Origin of the sequence: Streptomyces sp. SYP-A7185 (assembly GCF_046103685.1) — a bacterium.
Taxonomy (GTDB): Bacteria; Actinomycetota; Actinomycetes; order Streptomycetales; family Streptomycetaceae; genus Streptomyces.
This window is the reverse complement of record NZ_CP122310.1, coordinates 7421729-7448006: the sequence shown is the minus strand read 5'-3', so window position 1 is coordinate 7448006 and position 26278 is coordinate 7421729. Positions and strand designations below refer to the sequence as shown.

At 71.8% G+C, this 26278-nt stretch carries 24 protein-coding genes and 1 pseudogene; 12 read left to right on the top strand and 13 right to left on the bottom strand.

What is annotated here, in order from left to right; genetic code table 11:
- Window positions 1-100 precede the first annotated feature (100 nt).
- Window positions 101-643 (bottom strand): TetR/AcrR family transcriptional regulator, encoded by a 543-nt coding sequence (locus tag QBL25_RS32680; RefSeq protein ID WP_409062852.1) that lies wholly within the window; start codon window positions 641-643, stop codon window positions 101-103.
- A 184-nt stretch (window positions 644-827) separates the two neighbouring features.
- On the opposite strand from QBL25_RS32680, the gene QBL25_RS32675 reads away from it, so the two are divergent.
- Together QBL25_RS32675 and QBL25_RS32670 are read left to right on the top strand one after the other, a co-directional pair.
- The gene (locus tag QBL25_RS32675; RefSeq protein WP_409060545.1) at window positions 828-1283 is read left to right on the top strand and encodes a nuclear transport factor 2 family protein; all 456 of its coding nucleotides are present in this window, start codon (window positions 828-830) and stop codon (window positions 1281-1283) included.
- Entirely contained in the window at window positions 1280-2137 is an 858-nt protein-coding gene (locus tag QBL25_RS32670; RefSeq protein WP_409060544.1) for an NmrA family NAD(P)-binding protein, read from the top strand. The genes QBL25_RS32675 and QBL25_RS32670 overlap by 4 nt, the downstream gene beginning before the upstream one ends.
- A gap of 15 nt (window positions 2138-2152) precedes the next feature.
- On the opposite strand, the gene QBL25_RS32665 is transcribed toward QBL25_RS32670, so the two are convergent.
- Together QBL25_RS32665 and ggt are read right to left on the bottom strand one after the other, a co-directional pair.
- Window positions 2153-2413: a helix-turn-helix domain-containing protein gene (locus QBL25_RS32665; RefSeq protein WP_409060543.1), complete on the bottom strand. Its 261-nt coding sequence runs from the start codon at window positions 2411-2413 to the stop codon at window positions 2153-2155.
- A 202-nt stretch (window positions 2414-2615) separates the two neighbouring features.
- Entirely contained in the window at window positions 2616-4430 is a 1815-nt protein-coding gene (gene ggt / locus QBL25_RS32660) for a gamma-glutamyltransferase (protein ID WP_409060542.1), read from the bottom strand.
- A gap of 104 nt (window positions 4431-4534) precedes the next feature.
- Between ggt and QBL25_RS32655 the strand changes: the two genes are divergently transcribed.
- The 3 genes and pseudogenes from QBL25_RS32655 to QBL25_RS32645 all read left to right on the top strand — a co-directional run bounded on the left by QBL25_RS32655 (window position 4535) and on the right by QBL25_RS32645 (window position 8366).
- Complete coding sequence (locus QBL25_RS32655) at window positions 4535-5293, top strand: hypothetical protein (protein WP_409060541.1); 759 nt, start codon at window positions 4535-4537, stop codon at window positions 5291-5293.
- A gap of 154 nt (window positions 5294-5447) precedes the next feature.
- Entirely contained in the window at window positions 5448-6638 is a 1191-nt protein-coding gene (locus tag QBL25_RS32650; protein WP_409062851.1) for an Ig-like domain-containing protein, read from the top strand.
- A gap of 124 nt (window positions 6639-6762) precedes the next feature.
- Window positions 6763-8366: pseudogene (locus QBL25_RS32645) on the top strand (CocE/NonD family hydrolase).
- 36 nt (window positions 8367-8402) lie between these two features.
- Here the strand turns inward: QBL25_RS32645 and QBL25_RS32640 are convergent.
- The 5 genes from QBL25_RS32640 to QBL25_RS32620 all read right to left on the bottom strand — a co-directional run bounded on the left by QBL25_RS32640 (window position 8403) and on the right by QBL25_RS32620 (window position 12151).
- Window positions 8403-9272: an amino acid ABC transporter permease gene (locus tag QBL25_RS32640; RefSeq protein WP_409060540.1), complete on the bottom strand. Its 870-nt coding sequence runs from the start codon at window positions 9270-9272 to the stop codon at window positions 8403-8405.
- Window positions 9269-9913, bottom strand: coding sequence for an amino acid ABC transporter permease (locus tag QBL25_RS32635; RefSeq protein WP_351158961.1), 645 nt, complete (start codon window positions 9911-9913; stop codon window positions 9269-9271). The genes QBL25_RS32640 and QBL25_RS32635 overlap by 4 nt, the downstream gene beginning before the upstream one ends.
- A 9-nt stretch (window positions 9914-9922) precedes the next feature.
- Complete coding sequence (locus QBL25_RS32630) at window positions 9923-10828, bottom strand: glutamate ABC transporter substrate-binding protein (RefSeq protein WP_409062850.1); 906 nt, start codon at window positions 10826-10828, stop codon at window positions 9923-9925.
- A 16-nt stretch (window positions 10829-10844) separates the two neighbouring features.
- Complete coding sequence (locus QBL25_RS32625) at window positions 10845-11588, bottom strand: amino acid ABC transporter ATP-binding protein (RefSeq protein WP_409060539.1); 744 nt, start codon at window positions 11586-11588, stop codon at window positions 10845-10847.
- 122 nt (window positions 11589-11710) lie between these two features.
- Window positions 11711-12151 (bottom strand): DUF6278 family protein, encoded by a 441-nt coding sequence (locus QBL25_RS32620; protein WP_409060538.1) that lies wholly within the window; start codon window positions 12149-12151, stop codon window positions 11711-11713.
- Between the two features lie 266 nt (window positions 12152-12417).
- Between QBL25_RS32620 and QBL25_RS32615 the strand changes: the two genes are divergently transcribed.
- The 6 genes from QBL25_RS32615 (at window position 12418) to QBL25_RS32590 (ending at window position 20540) form a co-directional block, all read left to right on the top strand.
- Window positions 12418-13011 (top strand): NADPH-dependent FMN reductase, encoded by a 594-nt coding sequence (locus QBL25_RS32615; RefSeq protein ID WP_409060537.1) that lies wholly within the window; start codon window positions 12418-12420, stop codon window positions 13009-13011.
- A 105-nt stretch (window positions 13012-13116) separates the two neighbouring features.
- Window positions 13117-15351, top strand: a complete 2235-nt coding sequence (locus QBL25_RS32610) for an activator-dependent family glycosyltransferase (protein ID WP_409060536.1) — start codon at window positions 13117-13119, stop codon at window positions 15349-15351.
- A 25-nt stretch (window positions 15352-15376) separates the two neighbouring features.
- Entirely contained in the window at window positions 15377-16831 is a 1455-nt protein-coding gene (locus QBL25_RS32605; protein WP_409060535.1) for a class I SAM-dependent methyltransferase, read from the top strand.
- 27 nt (window positions 16832-16858) lie between these two features.
- Window positions 16859-18046, top strand: coding sequence for a nucleotide disphospho-sugar-binding domain-containing protein (locus QBL25_RS32600; RefSeq protein WP_409060534.1), 1188 nt, complete (start codon window positions 16859-16861; stop codon window positions 18044-18046).
- A 46-nt stretch (window positions 18047-18092) separates the two neighbouring features.
- On the top strand, window positions 18093-19226 hold the full coding sequence (locus QBL25_RS32595) for a glycosyltransferase (RefSeq protein ID WP_409060533.1): 1134 nt from the start codon (window positions 18093-18095) through the stop codon (window positions 19224-19226).
- 36 nt (window positions 19227-19262) lie between these two features.
- Window positions 19263-20540, top strand: a complete 1278-nt coding sequence (locus QBL25_RS32590; protein WP_409060532.1) for an activator-dependent family glycosyltransferase — start codon at window positions 19263-19265, stop codon at window positions 20538-20540.
- 117 nt (window positions 20541-20657) lie between these two features.
- On the opposite strand, the gene QBL25_RS32585 is transcribed toward QBL25_RS32590, so the two are convergent.
- Both QBL25_RS32585 and QBL25_RS32580 read right to left on the bottom strand, forming a co-directional pair.
- Window positions 20658-22379, bottom strand: coding sequence for an MDR family MFS transporter (locus QBL25_RS32585; RefSeq protein WP_409060531.1), 1722 nt, complete (start codon window positions 22377-22379; stop codon window positions 20658-20660).
- A 29-nt stretch (window positions 22380-22408) separates the two neighbouring features.
- On the bottom strand, window positions 22409-23008 hold the full coding sequence (locus tag QBL25_RS32580; protein ID WP_409060530.1) for an NADPH-dependent FMN reductase: 600 nt from the start codon (window positions 23006-23008) through the stop codon (window positions 22409-22411).
- Between the two features lie 123 nt (window positions 23009-23131).
- On the opposite strand from QBL25_RS32580, the gene QBL25_RS32575 reads away from it, so the two are divergent.
- Entirely contained in the window at window positions 23132-23911 is a 780-nt protein-coding gene (locus QBL25_RS32575) for a TetR/AcrR family transcriptional regulator (protein ID WP_409060529.1), read from the top strand.
- Here the strand turns inward: QBL25_RS32575 and QBL25_RS32570 are convergent.
- The 3 genes from QBL25_RS32570 to QBL25_RS32560 all read right to left on the bottom strand — a co-directional run bounded on the left by QBL25_RS32570 (window position 23817) and on the right by QBL25_RS32560 (window position 26235).
- Window positions 23817-25109, bottom strand: coding sequence for an MFS transporter (locus QBL25_RS32570; RefSeq protein ID WP_409060528.1), 1293 nt, complete (start codon window positions 25107-25109; stop codon window positions 23817-23819). The genes QBL25_RS32575 and QBL25_RS32570 overlap by 95 nt on opposite strands.
- A gap of 9 nt (window positions 25110-25118) precedes the next feature.
- The gene (locus QBL25_RS32565) at window positions 25119-25988 is read right to left on the bottom strand and encodes an alpha/beta hydrolase (protein ID WP_409060527.1); all 870 of its coding nucleotides are present in this window, start codon (window positions 25986-25988) and stop codon (window positions 25119-25121) included.
- 103 nt (window positions 25989-26091) lie between these two features.
- Entirely contained in the window at window positions 26092-26235 is a 144-nt protein-coding gene (locus QBL25_RS32560; protein WP_409060526.1) for a hypothetical protein, read from the bottom strand.
- Window positions 26236-26278 lie beyond the last annotated feature (43 nt).

Below are 26278 nucleotides of genomic sequence, written 5' to 3'. Positions count from 1 at the left end.
CAGCACCGCCCCGTGGAGCCTGGAGTGTTCCGGTCCGGAAGATAACACCAGTCGTGTTTCAGGACGACTACACGCAGTTTTCCGGCCGCTCCACAGCGCCTCACGGACCCCGGTCCGCGTCGCGGGCGAGGAGGGACGCGCAGAGTCTGCGCAGCCCCGAGTGCAGCTGCCCGGCCGTGGCCCCCTGGCTGGTCAGGTGCTCGACCAGGTCGCTGCGGACCGCGGCGAGCAGGGCGTGCGCGAGGTAGTCGGCGTCCTCACGCGGGTGGATGCCGGACAGCATGCCGGCGACTTGGGAGTGCCAGAGGTCGTACGTCGGATTCAGGTACGGGTCGGCGGTTCCCGCGCGCTCCAGGTCCAGCATCAGCGCACGCCGGTTCAGCTTGAGGTCCAGGAGCGCGGCCATGAGCGCGGGGACCCGTTCCTCCACCGGCGTACCGGGGCCCAGCGGCGGCGGCCCGTCGGCGACCTGCTCGCACAGCTGCCGCGTCTCCTCGACGACCAGCGCCCTCACCAGGCCGGTGCGGTCGGAGAAGTGCCGGAAGAGCGTGCCCTTTCCGGCACCGGCGGCCCGGGCGACGTCGGCCATCTTGACGCTGTCGGGGTCCTCGGCCTCCTGGAACAGCCGGGCGGCGGCGGCCAGCAGCGCGGCCCTGTTGCGGACGGAGTCGGCTCTCTCCTTGCGGGCGGTGATGATTCCTCCTCGGTGGGCGCCCGGTGGGGCGCTTTCTGGACGGGCGGGGCGCCTCGGGGGCGGAACCCCAGCATAAGTCGACCCCGGGTCCGGTACTTGTAAACGGACCCGGGGTCAGGTTAGCGTTGCCGCCATGACGACGACGCATCCTTCAGCGACCGACGTGTTCTCCCGCTCCCTCGACCTCCTGCTCGCCAAGGACATCGAGGGCTGGCTCGCCCTCTGGGCGCCGGACGGAGTCTTCGAGTTCCCCTTCGCGCTCCCCGGGGCCCCGCAGCGGCTCGTCGGCCGGGACGCCGTACGCGGGTACATGGCCGACTACCCCGACCACATCGACCTGCGGAGCTTCGAGGACCTGACCGTCCACCGCACCGAAGACCCCGGGACCATCGTCGCGGAGCTGCGCGGCACCGGCCGGGCGGTCGCCACCGGGCGCCGCTACTCGATGCCGTACATCCAGGTGGTCACCGTCCACGAGGGCCGCATCACGCGCTTTCGCGACTACTGGAACGGCGCGCTGGCCGCCGACGCTTTCGACGGCGGGCAGATCCCCGTCGGCCGCACCACGGCATCCGGAGAGACCCGATGACGATGAACTTCCTGGTCACCGGCGGCACCGGCACCACCGGCAGCCGCGTGGCGGCCGCCCTGACCGACCGGGGCGACTCCGTACGCATCGCGAGCCGTGCCCCGGCGCCTGGCACCCCCCAGGTCCGCTTCGACTGGGCCGATCCGGCCACCCACGGCCCCGCCCTCGCCGGCACGGACGGCGTCTATCTGGTGCCGCCCGTCGGGGACGCCGAACCCGCCCGCCTGATGGTGCCGTTACTGGAACGCGCGGTGGAGGCGGGCGTGCGCCGCTTCGTGCTGCTGAGCTCCTCCGCCATCGCCGAGGGCGGCCCCGGGGCCGGCGAGGTCCACCTCGCGCTGCGCGGGCTCGCCCCCGAGTGGGCGGTGCTGCGGCCCTCCTGGTTCATGCAGAACTTCGCCTCCCCGAGCCATCTGCACGGCGCGAGCATCCGGGCGGCGGACGAGATCGTGACGGCCACCGGGGACGGGCGCGTGGCGTTCGTCGACGCGGACGACATCGCGGCCGTCGCCGTACGGGCCCTGACGGACGAGCGCCCGCACAACGCGGCGCATCTGATCACCGGCCCGCAGGCGCTCACCTACGCGGAGGTCGCCGACGTCGTGTCGGGGGTCTCGGGGCGCGCGGTCCGCCATCGCCCGGTCACGGTCGCGCGGTTGCGCGACCGGCTCGTCGCCGGCGGACTGCCCGAGGCGTTCGCCCGGGTGCTCGCGGACATGGACGACGGCATCGCGCACGGGTCCGAGGACCGCGTGGACCCGGCCGTCGAGCGGATCACCGGCCGGGCACCCCGCGGTTTCGCGGAGTTCGCCGCGCGGAACGCCGCCGCATGGGTCCCGGCGCCCCGCGCGTGACGGCTCCCCGTCCGCTCACGCCGGTGCGAGCGGCGCCGGCGAGCAGGCCTGGGCGACCTCGTCCAGCGAGAGGCCGAGCGCCAGGGCCAGCGCCGACACGGTGAAGAACGCGGGCGTGGGCGCCCGTCCGGTCTCGATCTTGCGGAGCGTCTCCGCGGAGAGCCCGGCGGTCGCCGCCACCTCCACCATGCTCCGCTCGCCGCGCGCCGTACGCAGGAGCCGGCCGAGCCGCTCGCCGCGCTCGCGCTCTTCGGGGGTCAGGGGGGTGCGCACCATGCGGCAAGTCTAGGTCGGCGGCCCACGGCGCCCCCGTCCCGTACCGGGGCGGTCATCGGGTACGCGAGGGCTTCAGCACATCGGGCCTGCCCGGGCGGAACGGGCCTGCTCGCACAGAACGGGCCGGGCGGGCCCCGAAAAGGCCCGCCCGGCCCGTCCGGCCCGTCCGGCCCGTCCGGCCCCTATGGCCGGCGCTCCCCCGTCACTTCTGCGGGTGCACCACCATCGCCGAGCCTCCCCCGCGACGCACCTTCTCCGCCGCGGCCAGCCACTTGCCGCCGGGCAGCCGCTGCACCCCGGTGGCCGCTCCGATCTCCGGGTTCTGCTTGAAGGAGTGCCCGATCGCCTCCAGGTCGGCCCGTACCGAGCTCTCCCAGAGCCCCGGCTCCAGCTCGGTCTGCGCGGCGTTGCGCTGGCTCGCGCGCGGCGCGGCGATCGCGTCGACGAGCGGCAGGCCCCGGTCGACGAACCCGGTCAGGGTCTGGAGCACGGTGGTGATGATCGTGGCCCCGCCGGGCGAGCCGAGCGCGACCAGCGGCTTCCCCTTCTCCAGGACGATCGTCGGCGCGATCGAGGACCGGGGCCGCTTGCCCGGACCCGGCAGGTTCGGGTCGTGGACGGCCGGATCGGCGGGTGCGAAGGAGAAGTCGGTCAGTTCGTTGTTGAGCAGGAAGCCGCGCCCCGGCACGGTGATCCCGCTGCCGCCCGTCGACTCGATGGTCAGGGTGTAGGCGACGACGTTGCCCCACTTGTCGGCGGCCGTGAGGTGGGTCGTGTTCTCGCCTTCGAACGTGGTCGGGGCGGCCTTGTCACCCGATCCGCAGGACGTCGGATCGCGCGGGTCGCCCGGCGCGAGCGGGCTCTTCAGGACCGCGTCGTCGCGGATCAGGCACTCCCGCGAGTCGGCGAACTTCTGGGAGAGCAGCTCCTTCGTCGGTACGTCCTCGAAGGCGGGGTCGCCCACCCAGCGCCCGCGGTCGGCGAAGGCGACACGGCTGGCCTCGATGAACCGGTGCAGGTACTTCTTCTTCGAGGCCTTGGAGAGGTCGGTCCGCTCCAGGATGTTGAGGGCCTCACCGACGGTCGTGCCGCCGGAGGACGAGGGTGCCATCGAGTAGACGTCGAGCCCCCGGTAGGCGGTCTTCGTCGGTGCCTGATGCTTCGCCGCGTACGCCTTCAGGTCCTTCTCGGACAGGTCGCCGGGCCGGGCCACCCGGTCCGACGCCGGGTCGACGGGCGGCTTGTTCACGGTCCGTACGACGTCCTTGCCGATGCCGCCCCGGTACATCGCCCCGACGCCCTTGCGGCCCAGCTCCTCGTACGTGCGCGCGAGGTCGGGGTTCTTGAACGTCGAGCCGACCACGGGCAGCGCCCCGCCCGGCAGGAACAGCTTCGCCGTGTCCGGGAAGTCGGCGAACCGCTCCTGGTTGGAGGCGGTCTGCGAGCGGAAGGTGCCGTCCACCGTGAACCCGTCGCGCGCGAGCCGCTCGGCGGGCTTCAGCAGGGTGCCAAGGCGCTTGCTGCCCCAGCGGTCCAGGGCGGACTGCCAGGTCGCGGGGGTGCCGGGCGTGCCCACGCCCAGGCCGCTGGTGACGGCGTCCGCGAAGGGGATCGGCTTGCCGTTCTCCAGGAAGAGGCCGGAGTCGGCGGTCCGCGGGGCCGTCTCGCGGCCGTCGATCGTGCTCACCTTGCGGCTCTTGGCGTCGTAGTGGACGAAGTAGCCGCCGCCCCCGATGCCCGCGGAGTAGGGCTCGCTCACGCCGAGGGCCGCCGCCGTGGCGACCGCGGCGTCCACGGCGTTGCCGCCCTTGCGCAGGACCTCGATCCCAGCGGCCGAGGCGTCCGCGTCCACGCTGGACACGGCACCGCCGTGGCCGACGGCCACGGGCACCTTCCGCGGGGACGAGGCGGCCGGTCCGGCCGTGTGCGCGGACGAAGGGGGCACGGCCGCTCCGACCGACACAAAGACCCCTCCGACCGCCCATAGCGTCAGATTCCGTACGACAGCACGACGCATCCGTACCTCCAGTCAACAGCCGTCCGCGCAGCGTAACTTCGGTCCGCCCGCTACGTCAGGACCCCCTCGAACACGGGTCCTACAGACCGCTAGCATGCGCCCCCATGACGGAAGACGTGCGCAACATCGTCCTCGGCCTGATCGCGGCCGGCCTCGGTGCCGTGCTGGGCTGGCTCGCCCGTACCTACCTCTGGCGGCGCAAGCTCCGCCGCAAGCAGGCCTTCTTCGGGCTGCCGGACAACTCCGAGTCGCTGCTCGTGGTGAACCGCGAGGCGGGCGGCCCCGAGCTCACCGTCGTCCGTCACGACGTGTTCGCGCTGCTCGAACTGGCCGCGCTGATCAAGGACTGCGGGGCGCACGCCCAGCTCGTCGCGCACGACGCCGCCCAGCAGAGCTTCGGCGAGCGCACGGAATTCTGCGTCGGCTCCCCGGCCGCCAACCGCCGCATGGCCGCGCACATGCACTCCCTGCTGCCGGGCGTCCGCATCAACACCGACCCGGAGCCGGGCCCGGACCGCGGCGCCTTCCAGATCGGCAGCGAGCGCTACCGCATGGAGGGCGGCATCACGGAGTACGTGATCCTCGCGCGGCTCACCGCAGGACAGGCCCAGGAGGCGAGACCCGTCTTCGTCTTCTGCGGTCAGCGCGCGATCACCAACCAGGCGGCCACGCGCTATCTCGCCCGCAACCACGAGAAGCTGGCCCGCAAGCACGGCGCCGGCACGTTCGTGCTGCTCCTGAAGGTGGTCAACTCCCAGGCGTACGGAGCCGACGTCGTCGAGCTGGTCGGGGACGTCACCCGGGCCGCCCAGGCCCCGGCCCCCGCGATCACTCCGCCGCGCACGTCCCATCGCGCCAAGTAGGGACGCGCTCACCGAGCGCCGACGGTCGCGCCCGGCTCATACGCCACCTCTGTGACCTGGTCGGCAATTCGGGGCAAGAGGCAACCCATCGGGACCTTTGCCCCTCTCTCCGTGCAGTTCCACATTCGCACGGAGGTACGTTCCCTTGAGGCCCCTGAGCTCGACGAGTCGCCGACGCCCCCTACGCGCCCGCCCCACCGGGGCCGCGGTCACGGCCGCGGGCCTCGCGGCGCTGGCCACCGCGCTGACCGCGTGTTCGGGCGGCACCCCCGCGGCGGCCGACACCTCCATGAAGAAGCCGGACATATCGGTCAACCTTCAGGGCAAGCAGGCCAAGGCGGGCGCCCCGGTCACGGTGAAGCTGGCCGACGGCAAGCTGAAGCAGGTCGAGGTCACCGACGGCGAGGGCGCCCAGCTCACCGGCAAGGTCGCCGCGGACAAGGCCACCTGGACCTCGGACCGCAAGGCGGTGCCCGGCACCTCGTACAAGGTGAAGGCGACGACGGACCAGGGCGGCAGCGCCAAGAGCTCCTTCCGCACGGCCGACCCGGAGCAGGTGAACAAGCTGTCCCTGACGCCCGGCAAGGACACCACCGTCGGCGTCGCGCAGCCCCTGTCCGTCGTCTTCGACCACCCGGTGAAGAACAAGGCCGAGGTCGAGAAGCACCTCAAGGTGACCACCTCGAACAGCACGACGGGCTCCTGGGGCTGGATCAAGAACTACGACGGCAAGGACCGCGTCGACTGGCGCCCCAAGGAGTACTGGGAGTCCGGCACGAAGGTGAAGCTGGACGCCCGGCTCGGCGGGATCGACTCGGGCACCGGCGGCGGCTGGTTCGTCCGCGACTACGCGACCGGGTTCACGGTCGGCAAGAGCCAGCAGGTCAAGGTCGACCTCGACAGCAAGCAGGCCACGCTCGTGCGCGACGGGAAGAGCGTGCGGACCGTCCCGATGTCGGCGGGCACCCCCGGCGGCGACAAGGCGTCCTGGGGCGGCACGTCCGTCCTGATGGCCAAGGAGGGCACGATCAACATGCGCTCCGAGACGGTCGGCCTGGGCGACGCCTACGACAAGATGGTCGACAACTCGATGCGGCTGACCTGGTCGGGCATGTACGCGCACGCGGCTCCCTGGAACGCCGCGTTCTTCGGCAACACCAACCACAGCTCGGGCTGCATCGGCATGAGCGACGGCGACGCCTCCTGGCTCTACGGCCAGGTGCAGGTCGGCGACCCCTTCGAGGTCTCCGGCAGCGGCTCGAAGGGCGTGCCGGACCCGGGCAACGGCTACGGCGAGTGGAACCTCTCCTGGGCCGACTGGCAGGCCAAGAGCGCCCTGAGCTGAGCGGCCACACCGCAGTAGATCACTCAACAATCGTTACCGGTGCGTAACTTACCGACGGGTTACCACCGGTAAGACCCCGAGGTTACCGTCGGGTCACTTTGCTTGCACGAGTAAGGAGTGACCCGTGGGACAACCGCGCAAGGCTCTGCGTACGACCACCGTGGGCGCCGCGTCGGCGGCTCTCGTCGCCGGCGCCGCCTTCGGCCTCGCCCCGGCCGCCCAGGCGGCCGGCGGGACCCCGCCGGCCGCTCCCCGGGCGACGGGCTCCGCGGACGTGCGCTTCGTCGACATCCCCGGCGACGGCGGCACGCTCCTCAAGGCCAACGTCTTCACCCCCAAGGACGCGAAGGCGGCCGCGAAGTACCCCGCGATCGTGCTGCCCACCAGCTGGGCCATGCCCCAGATCGAGTACGTCGCGCAGGCCCAGAAGCTCGCGAACTCCGGCTATGTCGTGGTCAGTTACAACTCGCGCGGCTTCTGGCAGTCCGGCGGCGAGATCGAGACCGGCGGCCCCGAGGACATCGCGGACGCCTCCAAGGTCATCGACTGGACCCTGGCGAACACCCCGGCCGACCCCGGGAAGATCGGCATGGGCGGGGTCTCGTACGGCGCGGGCATCAGCCTGCTCGCCGCCGGGCACGACAAGCGGATCAAGGCCGTGGCCGCGCTCAGCGGCTGGGGCGACCTCATCGACTCGATCTACAGCGGCCGCACCCAGCACCAGCAGGCCGCGGGTCTGCTCGGCGGCGCCGGTGTCCTCACGGGCCGCCCGAGCCCCGAACTCCGGCAGACGCTCAAGGACTTCCTCGCCTCCAACCTGGACAAGGAGGACGAGATGATCGCCTGGGGCGCCAAGCGCCCCCCGCGACCTACATCGACCGGATCAACGAGAACGGCGCGGCCGTCATGCTCGGCAACGCCTGGGGCGACACCATCTTCCCGCCCAACCAGTACGCCGAGTTCTACGAGCGGCTGACCGGCCCCAAGCGCCTGGAGTTCCGCCCCGGCGACCACGCGACCGCCGAGCTGACCGGCCTGCTCGGTCTGCCCAACGACACCTGGACATCGACCCGGCGCTGGTTCGACCGCTACCTCAAGGGCGAGAAGAACGGCGTCGACACCGAGCAGCCCGTACAGCTCAAGTCCCGCTCGACGGGCGGTTACGAGGGCTACCCCGACTGGAAGTCCGTGGGCCCCACGAAGAAGAAGATCGACCTGGCGGGCTCCACCACGCTGCGCACGAACGTCGACTCCGGCGCCAACGGCGGCACCGTGCTGCTCTCCAACGCCCTGGACCAGTTCCTCAAGACGCCGCCGATCGCCTCCGTGCCGCTGCTCCCGCGGCGCTACGCGGCCGTCTGGCAGTCCGAGAAGTACGCCACCCAGCAGCGCGTGCGCGGGACGGCGAAACTGCACACCACGGTCACCGGCACCAAGGAGAGCGGCACCCTCGTCGCGTACCTCTACGACGTGGGCCCGCTCGGCCTCGGCAAGCTGGTCAGCAACGCGCCGTACACCTTCCACGGCAAGACTCCCGGCCGGCCGTTCGGCGTGGACCTGGAGTTGTTCTCCACGGCCTACGACGTCCCGGCAGGCCACAGACTCGCCCTGGTGGTCGACACGGTCGACCCGCTCTACATCGAGCACAACCCGACCGGCGCGCAGCTGACCTTCTCCTCGCCCGCGTCCGACCCGTCGTACGTGTCGGTCCCGCTGCGCGAACAGTGATCACCGGCTGCTGCCGGGTGGGCCTGGCCCCTGTAACTACTGCCTGCCCGGCAGCAGCGTCCCTGGTTCGGCCGAAGCCACGTCCGCGGCTTCGGTCTTCGGATTGCGCCGCTGTCGTCTGGACACCCACTGGGCGAACCACGAGAGCAGCATGCACATCCCGATGTAGATCGGCGAGATCACCAGAACCACGGGGATGAAAGGTAGATCGTAGTCGAGGTTCGACGCGATCAGCTTCCCGGCGTGGAGGAACTCCTCATAGGTGATCAGATAGCCGAGCGAGGTGTCCTTCAGCGCCACCACCAACTGGCTGATGATGGCGGGCAGCATGGCGCGCACGGCCTGCGGCACGAGGACGTGCGTCATGACCTGGGTCTTGCGCATCCCGAGCGCGTACGCCGCCTCCCGCTGGCCGCGCTCCACGGAGTTCACGCCCGAGCGGAAGACCTCGGCGAGCACCGAGCCGTTGTAGAGCGTGAGCCCGGTGACCAGGGCCGGCAGCGGCTGGACCTTCAGCGCCACGAAGACGAAGAAGATCATCACCAGGACCGGCATCGCGCGGAAGAACTCCACGAGAAGCGTGGCCAGCCAGCGCACGGGACGGTGGTCGGAGAGCCGCCCCATGGCGAGCAGTCCGCCGAGCGCGAGCGCGAGCACCGCCGAGATGGCGAAGGCCTTGAGGGTGTTCCCCAGGCCCTTCAGGAGGAGTTCCTGGATGCCCTTGTACTCGAAGGGCGTCCACTTGGTCGCGGTGAACTGGTCGGTGTCGAAGAGCAGGTAGATGATCCAGCCGACCAGGGCGAGCACGACCACGGTGGAGAGCAGGCCGTAGAGCTTGTGTCTGCGCTCGGTCCTGGGGCCCGGCACGTCGTACAGGGCGGTGGATTCGTGGGAGAGGGCTTTCATCGGGCGACTCCCCAGCGCTTCTCGAGGACGTTGAAGACGGCGCTGATGGCGAGGGTGATGATCAGGTAGCCGACGGCGATCCAGACGAACGTCCAGATGATGTTGTAGCCGAGCTCACTGAGCGTCTTGTACGTGCCGAGCAGCTCGGTGACGCTGAACGCGCCCGCGATGGCCGAGTTCTTGGCGAGGGCGATGAGGGTGGAGCCGACCGGCGGGATGACGGACCGGAAGGCCTGCGGGAGCACCACCATGGACAGCGTCTGCCCGAAGGTCATCCCCAGGCTGCGGGCGGCCTCGCCCTGGCCCTTGGGGACGGTGTTGATGCCCGAGCGCAGCGCCTCGCAGATGAAGGCCGAGGTGTAGCAGCCGAGCGCGAGGACGGCGAACACCTTGAAGGGCAGGACGAGCCCGAAGCGCGGCAGCCCGAGCAGCACCGCGAAGAAGAGCAGCGTGAGCGGGGTGTTGCGCAGGACCGTCACCCAGGCGGTGCCGAAGGCCCGGAAGGAGCCGACCGGCGCCACCCGGAAGGAGGCCATCACGAAGCCGAGGACGAGGGCCAGGATCGAGGCGTAGACGGTGAGTTCGACGGTGCCGACGAACCCTTTGCCGAAGGTGGAGAAGTTGTCTGTCAGTACGTCCATGACGCCTCCTCAGCTCGCCGGGTAGCGGTCGATGGCGGGCGGCTTCGGCGCCGGGACCCCGGAGAGGCCGAGGGTGGCGTCGTAGGCCTTCTTCCAGTCGCCGTCCTTCTCCCGGGCGGCGAGCGCGTCGTCGACGGCGAACCGCAGGGCGTTGTCGCTCCTGGGCACGCCGATGCCGTACGGCTCCTCGGAGAACGGCTTGCCGACCACCTTGAGCTCGTCGGGCACCTTGGCGGCGTATCCGATCAGGATCGCGTCGTCGGTGGTGACGGCGTCGACCTGATAGGTCAGCAGGTTGTCGACGCAGACCGAGTAGGTGTCGTACGCGACGAGCGTCGCCTTCGGGTAGTCCTTCTGGATGCGCTGGTAGGGGGTCGAGCCGGCGGCCGAGCAGACCTTCTTGCCGGCCAGGTCCCGCGGCCCCTTGATGTCGTCCTCGTCGGCGCGTACGAGGAGGCCCTGTCCGGCGAGGTAGTAGGGCCCGCCGAAGCCGACGAGCTTCTTGCGGAGGTCGTTGATGGTGTAGGTGCCGACGTAGTAGTCGATCTGTCCGTTCTGGAGGGCGGTCTCGCGGTTCGCCGACGCGATGGTCTTGAACCGGATCGACTTCGGGTCGAGGCCGAGCGAGGCCGAGATCATCTTGGCGATCTCGATGTCGAAGCCGGAGTACTGCCCGGTGGCGGGGTTCTTCTCGCCGAGGAAGGGCTGGTCCTCCTTGGCGCCGACGACGAAGTGGCCGCGCTGCTTCGCCTTCTTCCAGGTCCCGGATTCCGGCAGCGAGAATCCCGTCGCCACCCGGTAGGCGGGCAGTTCGTCCTGCTGCGGCCCCTTCACCGGGGGGCTGCCTTCCTTGCCGCAGGCGGTCGCGGCACAGGCGGCGAGGACGAGCGCCGCGAGCAGACGTGTCGTACGCATCATGGCCGGCCTCCCGTCAGTGCTTCAGGATCTTGGAGAGGAAGTCCTTGGCGCGGTCGCTCTCCGGGTTGCCGAAGAAGTCCTCGGGGGCCCGGTCCTCGACGATGCGGCCGGCGTCCATGAAGACCACCCGGTTGGCGGCCGAACGGGCGAAGCCCATCTCGTGGGTGACCACGACCATGGTCATCCCGTCGCGGGCGAGTCCCTGCATGACCTCGAGCACCTCGTTGATCATCTCGGGGTCGAGGGCCGACGTCGGCTCGTCGAAGAGCATCACCTTGGGCTCCATGGCGAGCGCGCGGGCGATGGCCACGCGCTGCTGCTGGCCGCCCGAGAGCTGCGCCGGGTACTTGTCGGCGTGTGCCGCGAGGCCCACCCGTTCGAGCAGCTCGCGGGAGCGCCGGGTGGCGTCGTCCTTCTTCCTGCCCCGCACCTTGACCGGCGCGATGGAGACGTTCTGGAGCACCGTCTTGTGCGCGAAGAGGTTGAAGGACTGGAACACCATGCCGACGTCGGCACGGAGCGAGGCCAGTGCCTTGCCCTCTTCCGGAAGCGGCTGCCCGTCCAGTGCGATGGTGCCCGACTGGATCGTCTCCAGGCGGTTGATCGTCCTGCAGAGCGTCGATTTTCCCGACCCTGACGGGCCGATGACCACGACCACCTCCCCCTTGCCGACGGTGAGGTCGATGTCCCGCAGGACATGCAGCTCTCCGTAGTACTTGTTCACATCACGCAGCTCGATCAGAGGATCGACGGCCATGCCCTGCCCTGCCCACTCTCGGCGGTGTCGGTCCGCGCAAACTATCCACGTGAAAACGGGACTTACTGGACGACACGCACGTATGGGCATTAACCGTATTTGCAGTTACGTCATCCCGGCGGTCACGCCTCCGACGCCTCCGCGTACACCTGGGACAGCTCGGGGGCGCCCTGGACCGCCCAGTCGAGGCCCGCCTCCACCACCTGGATCTCCCGGCCCGAGGCGAGCCGCACGACGGGGCTGCCGCCGGGCCACACGTGCCAGGTGGTGCCCGGCACCGTACGGACGATGACCGAACCGAGGTACAGGCCCGCGTCGTTGCCGAGCCACGGCAGCAGCTCGGGGTCGTCGCGCCAGCGCGGCAGGAGCTGGTCAAGGGCGGTCAACGAGCCCGGGGAGTCGTCGAGTTCGAGCCCGGCGGTGGCCGCCTGGGAGCGCAGCAGCTCGCATTCGGCGAGGAGATCGGCCACCCCGGCCGGGTCCTCGTCGAACGCCGAGGCGAGTCCTGGGCCCCGGTCGGCGGACTGCTGCCTGCGCCACCTGCCGAAGAAGGAGATGTTCATGATCGGCCTCTCCCTGAGGGTGTCCCTGGTCCCCGGTCCAACGAATGTAACTTGCGTCAGTTGATCACGGAATCGGGCGAATCCCGCCGCACGGGGCGAACTGCCGGAGCGCGTCGGTGAGTAGCCCGCCACGGCCAGGGCTCTGACCAGGACAGATCTATGTCAATTCCAGGTGAAGTGCGTTGACTCCCCTCTGCGGCCCGAAGACCGTTGGTGCTAGCTGCCAGCGCACTGTCTGCGGCACTCACGTCCTGAGAGGTTTATGCATGCCCGAGAACCCGATCAAACTGGCCATCATCATCGGCAGCGTCCGCGGCGGCCGATTCGGGACCACCGTGGCCGAATGGTTCGCGGGACAGGCGGAGTTGCACGGCGACGTCGAGGCCGAGATCGTCGACATCGCGGACCACCCGCTGCCGCTGGCGATGCCGGCCTTCGGCGAGAAGGCACCGGACGACGTCGCCGCCATCTGGAGCGGTCTGCAGGAGAAGCTCGGCCGGGCCGACGCGTTCGTCGTCGTGACGCCCGAGTACAACCACACCGTCCCCGCGGCGCTCAAGAACACCATCGACTGGTACCTCGCCGAGTGGACGGCCAAGCCGGTGGGCCTGGTCTCGTACGGCGGCATGGGCGGTGGCCTGCGCGCCGCCGAGCACCTGCGGCAGATCTTCGCCGAGGTCCACTCCACGACCGTGCGGGAGATGATCAGCTTCCACAACGCGTGGGCGGACTTCCAGAAGGAGGGCGAGCCGGCCAGCCCCGAGGGCAGCGAGGCCGCCGCCAAGAAGCTGCTCGACCAGCTCGTGTGGTGGGCCGACGCCCTGCGCACGGCGCGCGAGCGCACCCCGTACACCGGCTGACGACACCCCACCTCAGGTCAGGGGCGCGTGGGAGACCGCGCGCCCCTGACCTGTGTCATGTCCGGCCGCGTGGGTTCCCGGCGGCCCTTCCCGAGGAGGACCTTCATGAGCACTGAGCGCAGAGCACTCGTACTGGGCGGCACCGGGTTCCTCGGCCGCCGGATCGCCGCGGCGTTCGAGGCGGCGGGCACCGAGACCGTACGCGTGTCGCGCACCGCGTCGGGGGACGGCCGGTGCGTGGCCCTGGACCTGGCCGCCGCCGGGCCCGCCGCACTCGACCGGCTGCTCGCCGACACCCGCGCGGACGTCGTGGTGAACGCGGCCGGCATCGCCTGGCAGAGCGACGAGGACGGCATGCGGCGGCTCAACGCCGACTTCGCCGCCCGGCTCGCCGCCGCGGCCGCCCGCAGCGCCCACGACCCGCTCCTGATCCAGCTGGGCACGGTCCACGAGTACGCCCCCGCGCCCGCCGGCACCGGCATCGCCGAGGACCACGAGACCGCGCCCGTCACCCACTACGGGCGCACCAAGCTCCTCGGGACCCAAGCCGTCCTGAAGGCCGCGCGCGAGGACGGGCTGCGGGCCGCCGTGCTCAGGATCGTCAACGTCTGCGGCCCCGGCACACCGCCCGCGAGCCTGCTCGGTCTCGTCGCCGCCCAGGTGGCCCGCCACACGACGGACGCGGAGCCGCCACCCCCGCTGGAGGTCTCCCCGCTGGTGGCCCGCCGCGACTACGTGGACGTGCGCGACGTCGCCGACGCCGTGCTCGCGGTGGCCGACGCGCCGGACGGGGCCGCGGACGGCCGGATCTTCAACATCGGCCGGGGCGAGGCGGTCCCGGTGCGGGACCTGGTGGAGCGGCTCGTCGCGTTCGGCGGGGTACCGGGGGCGGTGCGCGAGCGGGCCGCCGACGGCCCTGCCGGTGTCGGCGGGGCCGCCTGGCAGCAGGTCGACATCGCCCGGGCCCACGACGTGCTCGGCTGGCGGCCGCGGCGTTCGCTGGAGGACTCGCTGCGCGACCAGCTGGCCGGCCTCACGGCCACCGCCGCGCCCGCGACGGCGTCCGTCCCGCGCGGCCCCGCGCTGCGCGTCCTGTTCGTGCCCTTCCCCGGGGTGGCACACGTGCACCCGATGGTGCCGCTGGCCTGGGCGCTGCAAGGGGCGGGCCACCAGGTGCGGGTGGCGGTGCACCCGGGCATGGCGGACACCGTCGGCGCGGCGGGGCTGACGGCGGTGCCGCTCGGGGCCACGCGGCAGCTCACCGGCGTGGTCGAGTTCGCCACCAACCCCGACCTGCTCGACGTCCTCAACGCCCGGCTCTCGCTCGACGAGGGCGAGGACACAGGGGACGGCGAGCTGTGGGCGCGCAAGTGGGTCGAGACCCTGGGCCCGCTCAACGTCTCCCGGGGCGCCCTGGACGACCTGGTCGCCTTCTGCGAGAGCTGGCGGCCCGACCTCGTGATCTGGGACCCCTTCAGCATCGCGGCGCCGGTCGCCGCCAAGACCTCGGGGGCCGCGCACGCGCGCCTCCTGTGGGGCCGGGACAACATCGCCTGGCTGCGCGCGAAGTCGCTGGAGCGGCTCGCGCGGCGCCCGGCCGACACCGACCCCGTGACGGGCCTGATGGCCCCCATGCTCGACAAGTTCGGCCACGCCTTCGAGGAGGAGCTGCTGCTCGGCCAGTTCACGATCGACCCGATGCCGCCCGCCCTGCGCCTGCCGCTCGGCCTGGAGACCGTGCCGGTGCGCCGGGTGCCCTACAACGGGACCGCCGCGCTGCCCGACTGGCTGCGCGAGCCGGTGCGCGCGCCCCGGGTGTGCCTGACCCTGGGCGTGGGCGGGCGCGGCAGGCAGCTGTTCCGGGAGAGCGGCGTCACGCTGCCTGACCTGTTCGAGGCGGTCGCCGACCTGGACATCGAGCTGGTGGCGACCCTGGACGCCGGACGGTACGCGGCCACGGGACCGATCCCCGCCAACGTCCGCATGACGGAGTACGTCCCGCTCGATCTGCTGCTGCCGAGCTGCTCCGCCGTGGTGCACCACGGCGGCGGCGGGACGTTCGCGGCGGCCGTGGCCCACGCGGTGCCGCAGCTGGTGGTGCCGATGGAGTTCTGGGGCGAGAAGGCCATCGCCGGCCATCTCGCCGGGCGCGGCGCCGGACTGGTCGTCGACAGCGGCGAGTTCACCCCGCGGCGGCTGCGGGAGGGGATCGTCCGGCTCCTGGAGGAGCCGTCCTTCCTCCAGGGCGCGGCGGAGCTGCGCGACGAGGCCGCGGCCGTCCCGAGCCCCGGCGACATCGTGCCGGTCCTCGAACAGCTGACCGCGCGGCACCGCAAGTGACACCACTTCAGGAGGGACACCACTCATGACCTCAACGACCGGCAACGGCAGCGCGGTGGGATACGCCGTCTTCGAGGAGCTGCGCACCGACGCGCCCGAGACGGCCGAAGGGCTCGTCGGCCTGCTCGCCGCCGAGATACGGGAGTGGGTCAGCGGGCGCGAGGGATTTCGCTCCGCCCGGCTGCACCTGGGCCTCGACCGGACGACGGTGGTCAGCCGCGTCGAGTGGGCCGACGAGAAGGCCTTCCTCGCGACGGCCGACGCGGCCCCCGCCGACAGCCCGCTGCGCACCCTGTCCGAGCGGCCCGGCGTCCTCGCGCACACCTCCTTCCGCGGCACCCCGCAGAGCGGGCTCGACGGGCCCGACGCGGGCCGGCGGGCGGGCATCATGTGCTACGCCGTGCGGCACGTCGGCGGGCGCGACGACGCCCTCGCCCTGGCCGCCCTGCTGCGCGACGCGGGCGGCTGGAAACACGCGCACCCCGGCTTCGTCTCCGCGACGCCGTACATCGGCGACGACGGCTCGACCTACGTCAACTACCCGCAGTGGCTGGACGAGGACTCCTTCCGCGCCTACATGGACCACCCGCAGAACGCCGCCGGGCAGGAGGCCGTGGCCCGGCTGGAGACCGCTGCCCCGCACCTCGTCCTGTGCACCCTGGCCGAGCAGATCGACGCCGGGACGGACGCACCGCCCACGGCGGCGCGCAGCACGGGCTCGCTGACCACCGGGGCCGTGTCGCCGCTCAGCCAGCTGCGCCTGTTCGAGGAGAAGTACGACCCCTCGTCCGTCGAGGTCCTCGACGGTCTGCCCTTCGACCCGGCCTGGCGCTGCCTCGAACTGGGCGCGGGCGCCGGGTCGATGAGCCTCTGGCTCGCCCGGCGCGCGCACCGCGGGAGCGTGCTCGCCGTCGACACCGACACCACGCACCTCGACGCGGGGCACACCGCCGGCCTCACCGTCCGGCGGGCCGACATCGAGGAACTGGACTTCGCGCCGGGGTCGTTCGACCTCATCTTCACCCGCGCCACCCTTGAGCACCTGCGCGATCCCGACGCGGCTCTCGCGCGGGCCCGCACCTGGCTGGCGCCCGGCGGCTGGCTGGTCGTCGGCGACTTCTACTACATGCCCGCCGACGAGGCGCCCACCGCCGTGGGCCGCGCCCTGCTGCGCGGCTACGTCGGCCACATGAAGTCCATCGGCGCGGACATGAGCTGGGCGCGCGGGCTGCCCGCGGCCCTGGCCCGCACCGGCCTCACCTCGATCGGCACCCACCTCACCCCCGCGGGCCCCGGGCAGTCCCCGGTCGACGACGAACTGATCGGGCTCCGGATGCGGCAGGAGGGCCAGAACCTCGTCGACAAGGGCGTGGTGACCGCCGCCGAGCTCGCCGCCTTCATGGACACGCTCGGCACGCCCGCCGGCCGGGACCTCACGGCCCTGCTGGTCACGGCCTGGGGCCGGCGCCCCGCGGACTGACCGCCCCATCCCACCCAAGGAGACCAGATGCGCGTTCTGATGATGTCCACCCCGGTCCCGACGCACTTCACCCCGATGGTCCCGCTGGCCTGGGCGCTGCGGGCGGCGGGCCACGAGGTGCTGGTGGCCGGCCAGCCCGACGTGCTGCCCGCGGTCGCCGCGGCCGGCCTCAACGGGGTGAGCGTCGGCGCCGCCTACCACATCCAGGACTTCCTGAACGGCGCGGCCAGGGACGGCAAACGCCCCCTGGAGACCACCTCGCGCGCCGACATCGAGAAGCGGATCGCCGGTGCCGGCACGGGCTGGTCGGTGCACACCCGCTACCACTGCGAGTCCTATCTGGAGACGGCCCGCGCCTTCGGGCCCGATCTCGTGGTGGGCGATCCGCTGGAGTTCAGCGCCCCGATCGTCGCCGCGCTGACCGGCGCCCTGTTCGTGCGCCACCGCTGGGGCGTGGACCCGATGTCGGACGTGGCGCACGAACAGGCCCAGGTGGCCCTGCGCGCGATGTGCGGGCGCTTCGGCCTCGCGGAGCTGCCCGCCCCCGCCGTGGTGCTCGACCCCTGCCCGCCCTCGTTGCAGATGCCCGACACCTCCCGGGGCACGCCGATCCGGCACGTGCCGTACAACGGGAACGGCACGCTGCCCCGGTGGCTCGCGAGCCACCGCCCCGAGCCCGGGGTGCGCCGGGTGGTCGTGTCGCTGGGCGGCCGCACCCTGGACATGAACGGCGTGCCGCTGATGCGCGGCATGCTCCAGGTCTTCGGGGAGCAGCCGGACGTGGAGGTGCTCGCGACGGTGGACGCGCGCCACCGCGAGGGGATCGGGCCCGTGCCGGGATCGGTGCACCTGGTGGATCCGGTGCCGCTGAACCTGCTCCTGCCCAGCTGCGACGCGGTGGTCCACCACGGCGGCGCGGGCACGGCGATGACCTCCACGTCCTTCGGCCTGCCCCAGCTCGTGCTGCCGCAGTTCGCCGACCAGTTCGCGCACGGCGACCGGCTCGCCGACGTGGGCGCGGGCATCACGCTCGACGACGCCGACGCGCAGAACGACCCCGGGTCGCTGCGCCAGGCCCTCGCCGAGCTGCTCACCGAGCCCGGCTACACCAAGGCCGCCGACGAGCTGCGCAGGGAGGTGCAGGGCATGCCCTCGCCGACGCGGGTCGCCGCCGATCTGGAGCAGCTCACGCAGGCCGGTCACCCGGCCCCGTAAGGAAGACGTTCACCGCCGGGCTACCGGCACAACGGTGGGACACCTCATGCGCATTCTCTTCGTCAGTTCCGGCAGTTCGGCGACCGTCTACGCCCTGGCGCCGCTTGCCACCGCCGCCCGCAACAGCGGCCACGAGGTCTTCATGGCGGCGCACGCCCAGGCGATGCCCGCCGTGGTGGGCGTCGGGCTTCCGGCCGTTCCGCTGACCGACCGCCCTTTGTGGGAGTTCATCTCCAAGGACCGCGCGGGGCGTGACCTCGCCCTGCCCGCCGGCCCCGACGAGGGCGGCCCGTTCGCCGGGCGGGCGTTCGGACGGATGGCCGCCGCCAACTTCGGGCCGCTGCTCGACCTGGCCCGCGACTGGCGGCCGGACGTCGTGGTCGGCGGCACCATGTCGTACGCGGCGGGGCTGCTCGGCGCCCGGCTCGGCATCCCCGTCGTACGCCACGCCTGGGACATCTCCGAGGCGGACACGATCCACCCCGGCGCGGACGAGGAACTCCGGCCCGAGCTGCGGGAGATGGGCCTCGAACGGCTTCCGGAGCCGGACCTGTTCATCGACATCTGCCCGCCCGCCCTGCAACCGCCGGGCGCCGCCCCGGCCCAGCTGATGCGCTGGATTCCCGGCAACCAGCAGCAGGTCCTCCGGCCCTGGATGTACGCCAAGGGTGAGCGGCCCCGCGTCTGTCTGACCTCCGGCAGCCGGGCCTCGCGCAGCGGTCACGACAACAGCTTCGCCTTCCTGCGCGACATGGCGAAGGCGATCGGCGCCCTGGACGTGGAGCTGGTCGTCGCGGCCCCGGAGGAGATCGCCGCCGAGCTGCGCGCCGAGAACCCGCGGGTGCGGGCGGGCTGGCTTCCGCTCGACGTGGTGGCGCCCACCTCCGATCTGATGATCCACCACGGGGGCGGGGTCACCATGATGACCGCCATGAACGCCGGGGTGCCCCAACTCTCGCTGCCCAACGGACCGCTGGCCATCCCCGCCTCGCGGCGGCTGACCGACCAGGGCTCGGCCCTCACCCTCATGCCGGGCGAGGACGGGCCGCAGGAGACCGCGGCCGCCGCCGAGAAGATCCTGGGCGACGCCTCGTTCCGGCGCAGCGCGGGCGAGCTGGCGCGGGAGATCGCCGGGCTGCCCCTTCCCTCCGACGTGGTCCGCGAGCTCGAACGGCTCTGACCCGCAACCCCCCACACATGACTACGGAGTTCTGGCATGAAAGTACTGTTCGCGATGGTGCCGGCCACGGCGCACCTCTATCCGGTCGTCCCGCTGGCCGGTGCGCTGACCGGCGCGGGACACCAGGTCCGGGTCGCCACGCCGCCGGAGCTGGTCGACGCGGTCACGGCCGCCGGTCTGACGGCCGTCCCCGTCGGCGAGGAGGGCTTCCTGGCCAGGATCAACAAGGAGATGGCGTCCGGCACCGCCCTGCTCGCGGCCCTCGACGACACGCTTGAGGGCCGGTCCCCCGTGTGGCACCAGCGCAAGCCGCTGCCGCCGCGCCCCCTCCTGAGCGCGTTCATGAAGTTCTTCTCCGTGCCGCCCTCCGCGGCCCGGGGAACCACCTCCATGGACGACCTGGTCGCCCACGCCCGCGCCTGGCGCCCCGATCTGGTCATCTGGGACCCGATGTTCTTCCCGGGCGCCGTCGCCGCGCGCGCCAGCGGGGCCGCGCACGCCCGCTTCCTGTGGTCGGTCGACGACATCGGCTGGACCCGGGAGCAGCTGCGGCTCGCCGGTGTGGAGTCCGGCGGCAGCGGTGACCTCATGGCCAGTCAGATGCACTGGGCGCTGGACCGGTTCGGCCTGGAGTTCACCGAGGACCTGCTGGTCGGCCAGTGGAGCATCGATCCGATGCCGGCACGGATGCGGCTGCCCGTGGATCTGCGCTACGTCCCGGTCCGCGCGGTGCCCTACACCGGGTCCGGCGCGCTCCCCCAGTGGCTGTGGGAGGCGCCCGAGCGGCCGCGCGTGGCGCTGTCCGCCGGTGTGAGCATGCGCAAGGTCTTCGCCGGCGCCGGCAGGTTCCCCCTCGCCGGGCTCGTCGAGGCGCTGTCCGAGCTGGACGTGGAGGTGGTGGCGACCCTCAACGACGCGCAGATCGCCGAGGTGGGCACCCTGCCGGACAACGTGCGCGCCATCGAGTACGTACCGCTCGACGAGCTGCTCCCCACCTGTTCGGCGGTCGTGCACCACGGCGGCGGCCGGACCTTCGCCGCGGCCGTCGCGCACCAGGTCCCGCAGTTGATCTGCGCGGAGGACGGACCGCACGTCACCGACATCGGCCGGTACGTCGCCGAGCAGGGCGCGGGGCTGGTCGTCGACAACGCCCCCTTCGACGTGGACACCGTGCGCAAGCAGCTCGGGGCCGTCCTGGACGAGCCGTCGTTCCGGGAGGGCGCCCGGAGCCTGCACCGGGACATGCTCGCCACGCCGAGCCCGCACGACATCGTCTCCACGCTGGAGCAGCTGGCCGCGTCCCACCGCGCCTGAAACGCCGCGAGCCCCTCGCCCCCGCCGGGAAGGCGGGGCGAGGGGCTCGGGGCACGGCCGGGAGGGCGTCACGGACTCCGGGGGATGTAAGCCCGCTGCCGCCGCTCCCGACCGTGGTCAGGGGGTTCTTGTCTTCTCTGCCGTCCGTGCGGCCTCCGTGGATGTCGCGGAGGCCGCCTTTTCCGCGTTCCCGGCGTGCTCGGCCGACTCGGCGTGCTCGACCGTCTCGGCGTGCCCGGCCTGCTCGGCCGTATCGGCGTTCGCGGCCTCGGCCTTCTCGGCGTCTTCCAGGTCCTGGCCCGCCACCGTCCGCAGCGGGACCTCGCGGATCAGCCAGGAGATGGCGAACATGAGGACCGCCAGGGCGGCCGCACCGATGATGGTGCCCTGAAGGCCGCTGGTGACGGCCGCCTCGTAGGCGTCCCGGATCTTGTCGGGCATGCCCTTCAGGAGTTCGGGCGTCATGCTGCTGCCGTCCTCGGACAGCTTCTTGCCCTCGGCGGAGCCGAGCCGCGCGGTCAGCTCCCCCGCCAGGTTGTTCACGTACACCGCGCCGAGCGCCGCGACACCGAGCGAGCCGCCGAGCGTACGGATCAGCGTGACCGAACCGCTGGCCGCGCCCATGTCACGGGGTTCCGCGCTGTTCATGGTGATGAGCACCGTGCTCTGCATCATGAAGCCGAGGCCGATGCCGAGCACCAGGGTGAGGCCGGAGACCAGGGCCACCGGGGTGTCCACCTGGAGCAGCAGCAGGACCAGGGTGCCCGCGACGCTGAAGACGCCGCCGAGGATCGGGTAGATGCGGTACTTGCCGGTCTTGCTGATCAGCCGGCCCACCGTGATCTGCACGGCCAGCATGCCGAACATCAGGGGCAGGAGCAGCATGCCGCTCGCGGTCGGCGACATGCCCTTCACGAACTGCATGTACTGCGGGAGGTAGTTGGTCGCGCCGAACATCACCGCGCCGACCAGCAGGCTGAGCACCTGGACGACGGTGAAGTTCCGGTTGCGGAAGAGCCGCGGCGGGATCAGCGGCTCCTCGGCCCGCTTCTCCACCCGGACGAACCAGGCGAACGCCAAGACCGCGACCGCGACGAGACCGAGGATCTCCGGCGAGAGCCAGGCGTAGTTGTTGCCGCCCCAGGTGGAGAGCAGGGTCAGCGCCAGGACGCTGGTGACCAGGAGCGCGGCGCCGGGGTAGTCGATCTTCGCCTTGGAGCGCTCGCGCTTGAGCCGGATGCCCAGGCCGACGACGACGAGGGCGACGGCACCGAGGGGCGCGTTGATGTAGAACACCCAGCGCCAGCTCAGGTGATCGGTGAAGAATCCGCCGATGAGCGGCCCGGAGATGTACGCCACGGGCATCATCACGCCGAGCATGGACTGGAGTTTGCCGCTCTCCCGCGGCGGCACGAGCACACCGATGATGGAGAGCGCGCCGACCATCAGACCGCCGGCGCCGAGCCCCTGGAGGGCGCGGTAGGCGATGAGCTGGTTCATGTCCTGGGCCGCGCCCGAGAGCATCGAACCGGCCAGGAAGATCACGATGGCGGTCATGAACGAGCCCTTGCGGCCGTACATGTCGCCGAGCTTTCCCCAGATGGGCGTGGAGGCGGCCGTGGCGAGCAGATAGGCCGTCACCACCCAGGAGAGCCGGTCGAGCCCGCCCAGGTCACCCACGATCGTGGGAAGCGCGGTGCCGACGATCAAGCCGTCCAGCATGCCGAGGAACATGCCGAGCATCAGCCCGAAGACGCCGAAGTAGAGCGACCGCTGGCGGGCCGGGGATTTTGTTTCGGTTGCCGTGGTCTCAGGTTCCCCGGCTTCGATGGTCGTCATCGCGACTCCCCCTTCTGAGGTGGTGGAATTCAGGCCGCGTAGGGGCGGATGGCCCTGGCGTCGCGCAGGGCGAGGCCCCACCACGCCAGCTGGTCGAGCAGTGACTTGGCCGCGCCGTCGGCGGCCGGGTCGGTGGGCTTTCCGTCCGTGTCGAAGACCGCGGGGTAGTTGTGGAAGCTGACCGTGTTGCGGATGGTCACCGCGTTCAGCTCCGCCAGGACGGGGCGCAGCCCCTCCACCGCGCGCAGGCCGCCCGACAGGCCGCCGTACGAGACGAAGGCGACCGGCTTGCCGTGCCACTGGGGGTTGTGCCAGTCGATGGCGTCCTTCAGGCCGCCGGGGAAGCTGTGGTTGTACTCGGGCGTGACGATGATGAACGCGTCGGCCGCGCCGAGCCGCGGCGAGACCTTCTCCAGCAGCTCGGCGTTGGCCGGCTCCGGGGCCTTGGTGACGTCCGGCAGGACCGCGGGGACCGGCGTCTTCACCAGGTCGACGAGGTCGGCGGTCATGTCGTCGCGCTGGCCGAGGTGACCGAGCACCCAGTCGGCGACGACCGGCCCGAAGCGCCCGTCACGGGTCGATCCCAGGATGACCGCGACGTGCAGGGGGCCCTCGTTCTTCTCGGGCATGACTGACTCCTTGAGGAAGTTTGTGTACGCCGTATCCAGCGACAAATACAACGTACACAGCAGTGTGTACGTTGTCTACTGCTGATACGCTGTATCCAGGTGAACGGGAAGGAGGCCACACCCGTGGCCAGTCAGAAGAAGTCCCCCACCACGTCTCAGTGCGAGGTCGGCGGCAAGGACGGCGGCAAGGACAAGGTTTCCCTGTGGGAGCGTCTGGAGCGGCCGGTGGCCGCGCCGCGCGCCCTCGCGCTCTCGCCCGCCCGGATCGCCTCGGTCGCGGTCGCGATCGCCGACGCGGAGGGCATCGACGCCGTCACCATGCGGCGCCTTGCGACCGAGCTGGAGGTCGCCCCGATGGCTGCCTACCGGTACGTGTCCGGCAAGGACGACGTCCTGGAGCTGATGGTCGACACGGTCTACGGCGACCTGAAGGTCCCCGCCGATCCGAGCGACTGGCGCGAGACGATGCGGGTGCTCGCGATCAACACCCGTGAGCTGGTGCTCACGCACCCCTGGCTCTCGCAGCTCTCGTCGCCGAAGGCGATGTTCGCCCCGACGCCGAACCGTCTCGCCGTCACCGAGCACGCGCTCGTCGCGCTCGACGCCGCGGGTCTCAGCCCCGCCCTGAGCATGGCCGTGTTCGAGACGGTCAACGCCTATGTGTACGGCAGCTCGTACACCGAAGTGTCCATGCGGCTGCTCATGAAGGGGCAGGGCTGGACCCACAGCGACGACGTGAAGATGGCCATGGCCCCGGAGTTCACCTGGCTGGTGAGCACCGGGCGGTACCCCGCGTACCAGCGCAGCGCTAGTGCCGGAGGCCACTTTGGAGACCCTCAGGCGAAGTTCGAGTCGGGTCTGGACTGTGTGCTCGACGGCATCGGTGTGCGCATGGGCATCTGACGCGGCGCCGCCGCGCCCGTTCCGCCGCCAGCGCGGCGAGGGCCGCGACGCAGGAGACGAGCCCGCCGACGTAGAGCCCCGAGCGCGCGCCCGCCTCCTCGCTGAGCCGGCCGACGAACAGCGCGCCGAGCGGGGTGGAGCCCTGGAACACCAGGGTGTAGAGCGCCATCACCCGGCCGCGGTACTCCGTGTCGGTGCCGAGCTGGACGCGGTGGTTGGCCGCCTGCGCGAACCACACGGTCGCGAAGCCGGTGAGCACGAGCAGGACCACGACCGCCGGATACGAGGGCGCGAGACCGGTGGCCGTCTCCAGGACGCCGAAGCCGAGCGCGGCCAGCAGGACCGTACGGCTCGTGGGGCGGCCCCGGCGCGCGGTGGTGACGAAGGCCGCCGCGAGGGACCCGGCGGCGAGCGCCGTGGTGAGCAGGCCGAACGCCTGGACGTCGGAATGGAACTCGGTCTTGGCCAGAAGCGGGAGGGTGAGTTGGAAGTTGAAGCCGAAGACACCGATCACCGCGACGAGCGCCAGCGGCAGCATGAGGTCGGGACGGCCCCGCACATGACGCAGCCCGTCGACGACGCGCGCCCGGGAGGCCGCACGCGGCGCCCGGAGCAGCTCTCCGGGCCGCATCATGCGCAGCGCCACGACGGTCGCCGCGTAGCTCAGCGCGTTGAGCGTCATGACCCGTCCGGTGCCGAAGCGGCTGATGAGCAGGCCCGCGAGGGCAGGGCCGACGACACGGGCGACGTTGAAGTACGCCGCGCTGAGCGCCGACGCGTTCGGCAGCAGCTCGGCGCCGACCATCTCGCTCACGAAGGCCATGCGGGTCGGGATCTCCAGGGCGTTGACGGTGCCGAGCGCCAGGGCGAAGAGGTACACCTGCCAGAGCGCGGCCCGGTCGGCGAGCACGAGGAGCCCCAGGAGCAGCGCGAAGAGCCCCGAGGCCGTGTTCGCGACGGTGAGCAGGAGCCGCTTGTCGTGCCGGTCGGCGAGCCGGCCGCCGTAGAGCGTGAGCAGGAGCAGGGGCGTGAACTGCAAGGCGGTGACGGTGCCCAGGGCGGTGGCGGAGTCGTCCGTGAGCGAGAGCACCAGCCAGTCCTGGGCCACGACCATCATCCAGGTGCCCGCGACGGAGACGACCTGGCCCGCCGTGAAGAGGCGGAAGTTGCGTACGGCGAGCGAGCGGAACGTCTGCATGGGTGGCGCTCACACCCGTCCGGCGAGGCATTCCTCCAGGAACGCCAGGGCCTTGAGGTGGTACGAACGGGCCGCCCAGCCCAGGCTGATGTTGTGCCCGGCCTCGGGGATCCGGTCGACGACGACCCGCGGCGAGGCGAGCCGGGCGGTGAGGTCGGCGACGGCCGATTCGTCGTGCCGCCACCACGCCTCGTGCGCGGCGAAGGTCAGCCGGACGGGCACCCGCACGCGGGCGGCGACCTCCGGGAACGTGTCCGGCCAGAGCGCGGCCTCGCGGCCCTCGCGCGCGGGCATCGGGGCGACGAGCGAGGCACTGCTGCGGAACGTGTTCGGCGGGTAGTACCGCAGCGCGCCCCAGGTCAGCGACATGCGCCCGCGCACCTGCGCGCCCGGCAGCTCCTCGGGCCCGACGGCGTACTGGTGGCCGCAGCCCGATATGTCGAGCCCGATCAGGGCCGCGCCCTGTTCGTCCGCGGCGGCGGTGAGCGCCAGTTTGCCGCCGTAGGAGTGCGCGAGGACGAAGAACCCCGCGCCGGTCTCGTACAGCGAGGAGTAGTGCTTCAGGGCCGCGTACAGGGTGGCCGCCTGCTCCACCAGGGTCTGGCCCTCCGGGAGTTGGGTGGCGGAGCTGCCGTAGCCGGGGCGGTCCACGGACAGGACGTTGTAGCCGAGCCCTGCCGCGAGGGTCAGCAGGGAGAGGTCGGGATGCGCTTGTCCGTCGAAGTATCCGGCGCTCATTCCTCCGCCGTGCAGGGCCACGATCGTGGCGCGCGGCGGGTGGTGCGGGGCCTCGGCGAGGAGGGCGGACAGGGTGACGCCGCCCCCTTCGAGGGCGATGCGGCGGACTCCCCGGGACGTGCTGGCGGGCGACGCTGGCATAGGGATCAGGGCTCCGATGGTCGTGCGGTCAGGGCTGGTACGGGCGGGGCGGGTACGGGCGGGGTCGGTGCGGGCGGGGGGCCGGCGGGCCCGGGCGGGATCCTCAGTCGAGTCCGCGCAGGATGTGGGGCTCCCCCGTGTCGCTCTCGTCCTCACCGGCGAGGAGGGGCGTGGGCAGGGGCGTCGGGTGCAGGGAGCGCGGGTCGAGACGGTGACGGGAGGTGTGCTCGGACTCGTCGGTGATCACAGGTGGGTTCCTTCCTCGGCGGATACGGACGGCGTGCGGACGC

Coding starts and splice junctions, on each gene's coding strand:
- QBL25_RS32675 (WP_409060545.1), top strand. CDS start 828: ATGACGACGACGCATCCTTCAGCGACCGACGTGTTCTCCCGCTCCCTC.
- QBL25_RS32605 (WP_409060535.1), top strand. CDS start 15,377: ATGACCTCAACGACCGGCAACGGCAGCGCGGTGGGATACGCCGTCTTC.
- QBL25_RS32630 (WP_409062850.1), bottom strand. CDS start 10,828: ATGCGTACGACACGTCTGCTCGCGGCGCTCGTCCTCGCCGCCTGTGCC.
- QBL25_RS32670 (WP_409060544.1), top strand. CDS start 1,280: ATGACGATGAACTTCCTGGTCACCGGCGGCACCGGCACCACCGGCAGC.
- QBL25_RS32600 (WP_409060534.1), top strand. CDS start 16,859: ATGCGCGTTCTGATGATGTCCACCCCGGTCCCGACGCACTTCACCCCG.
- QBL25_RS32640 (WP_409060540.1), bottom strand. CDS start 9,272: ATGAAAGCCCTCTCCCACGAATCCACCGCCCTGTACGACGTGCCGGGC.
- QBL25_RS32625 (WP_409060539.1), bottom strand. CDS start 11,588: ATGGCCGTCGATCCTCTGATCGAGCTGCGTGATGTGAACAAGTACTAC.
- ggt (WP_409060542.1), bottom strand. CDS start 4,430: ATGCGTCGTGCTGTCGTACGGAATCTGACGCTATGGGCGGTCGGAGGG.
- QBL25_RS32635 (WP_351158961.1), bottom strand. CDS start 9,913: ATGGACGTACTGACAGACAACTTCTCCACCTTCGGCAAAGGGTTCGTC.
- QBL25_RS32565 (WP_409060527.1), bottom strand. CDS start 25,988: ATGCCAGCGTCGCCCGCCAGCACGTCCCGGGGAGTCCGCCGCATCGCC.
- QBL25_RS32665 (WP_409060543.1), bottom strand. CDS start 2,413: ATGGTGCGCACCCCCCTGACCCCCGAAGAGCGCGAGCGCGGCGAGCGG.
- QBL25_RS32570 (WP_409060528.1), bottom strand. CDS start 25,109: ATGCAGACGTTCCGCTCGCTCGCCGTACGCAACTTCCGCCTCTTCACG.
- QBL25_RS32585 (WP_409060531.1), bottom strand. CDS start 22,379: ATGACGACCATCGAAGCCGGGGAACCTGAGACCACGGCAACCGAAACA.
- QBL25_RS32620 (WP_409060538.1), bottom strand. CDS start 12,151: ATGAACATCTCCTTCTTCGGCAGGTGGCGCAGGCAGCAGTCCGCCGAC.
- QBL25_RS32580 (WP_409060530.1), bottom strand. CDS start 23,008: ATGCCCGAGAAGAACGAGGGCCCCCTGCACGTCGCGGTCATCCTGGGA.
- QBL25_RS32655 (WP_409060541.1), top strand. CDS start 4,535: ATGACGGAAGACGTGCGCAACATCGTCCTCGGCCTGATCGCGGCCGGC.
- QBL25_RS32610 (WP_409060536.1), top strand. CDS start 13,117: ATGAGCACTGAGCGCAGAGCACTCGTACTGGGCGGCACCGGGTTCCTC.
- QBL25_RS32595 (WP_409060533.1), top strand. CDS start 18,093: ATGCGCATTCTCTTCGTCAGTTCCGGCAGTTCGGCGACCGTCTACGCC.
- QBL25_RS32615 (WP_409060537.1), top strand. CDS start 12,418: ATGCCCGAGAACCCGATCAAACTGGCCATCATCATCGGCAGCGTCCGC.
- QBL25_RS32590 (WP_409060532.1), top strand. CDS start 19,263: ATGAAAGTACTGTTCGCGATGGTGCCGGCCACGGCGCACCTCTATCCG.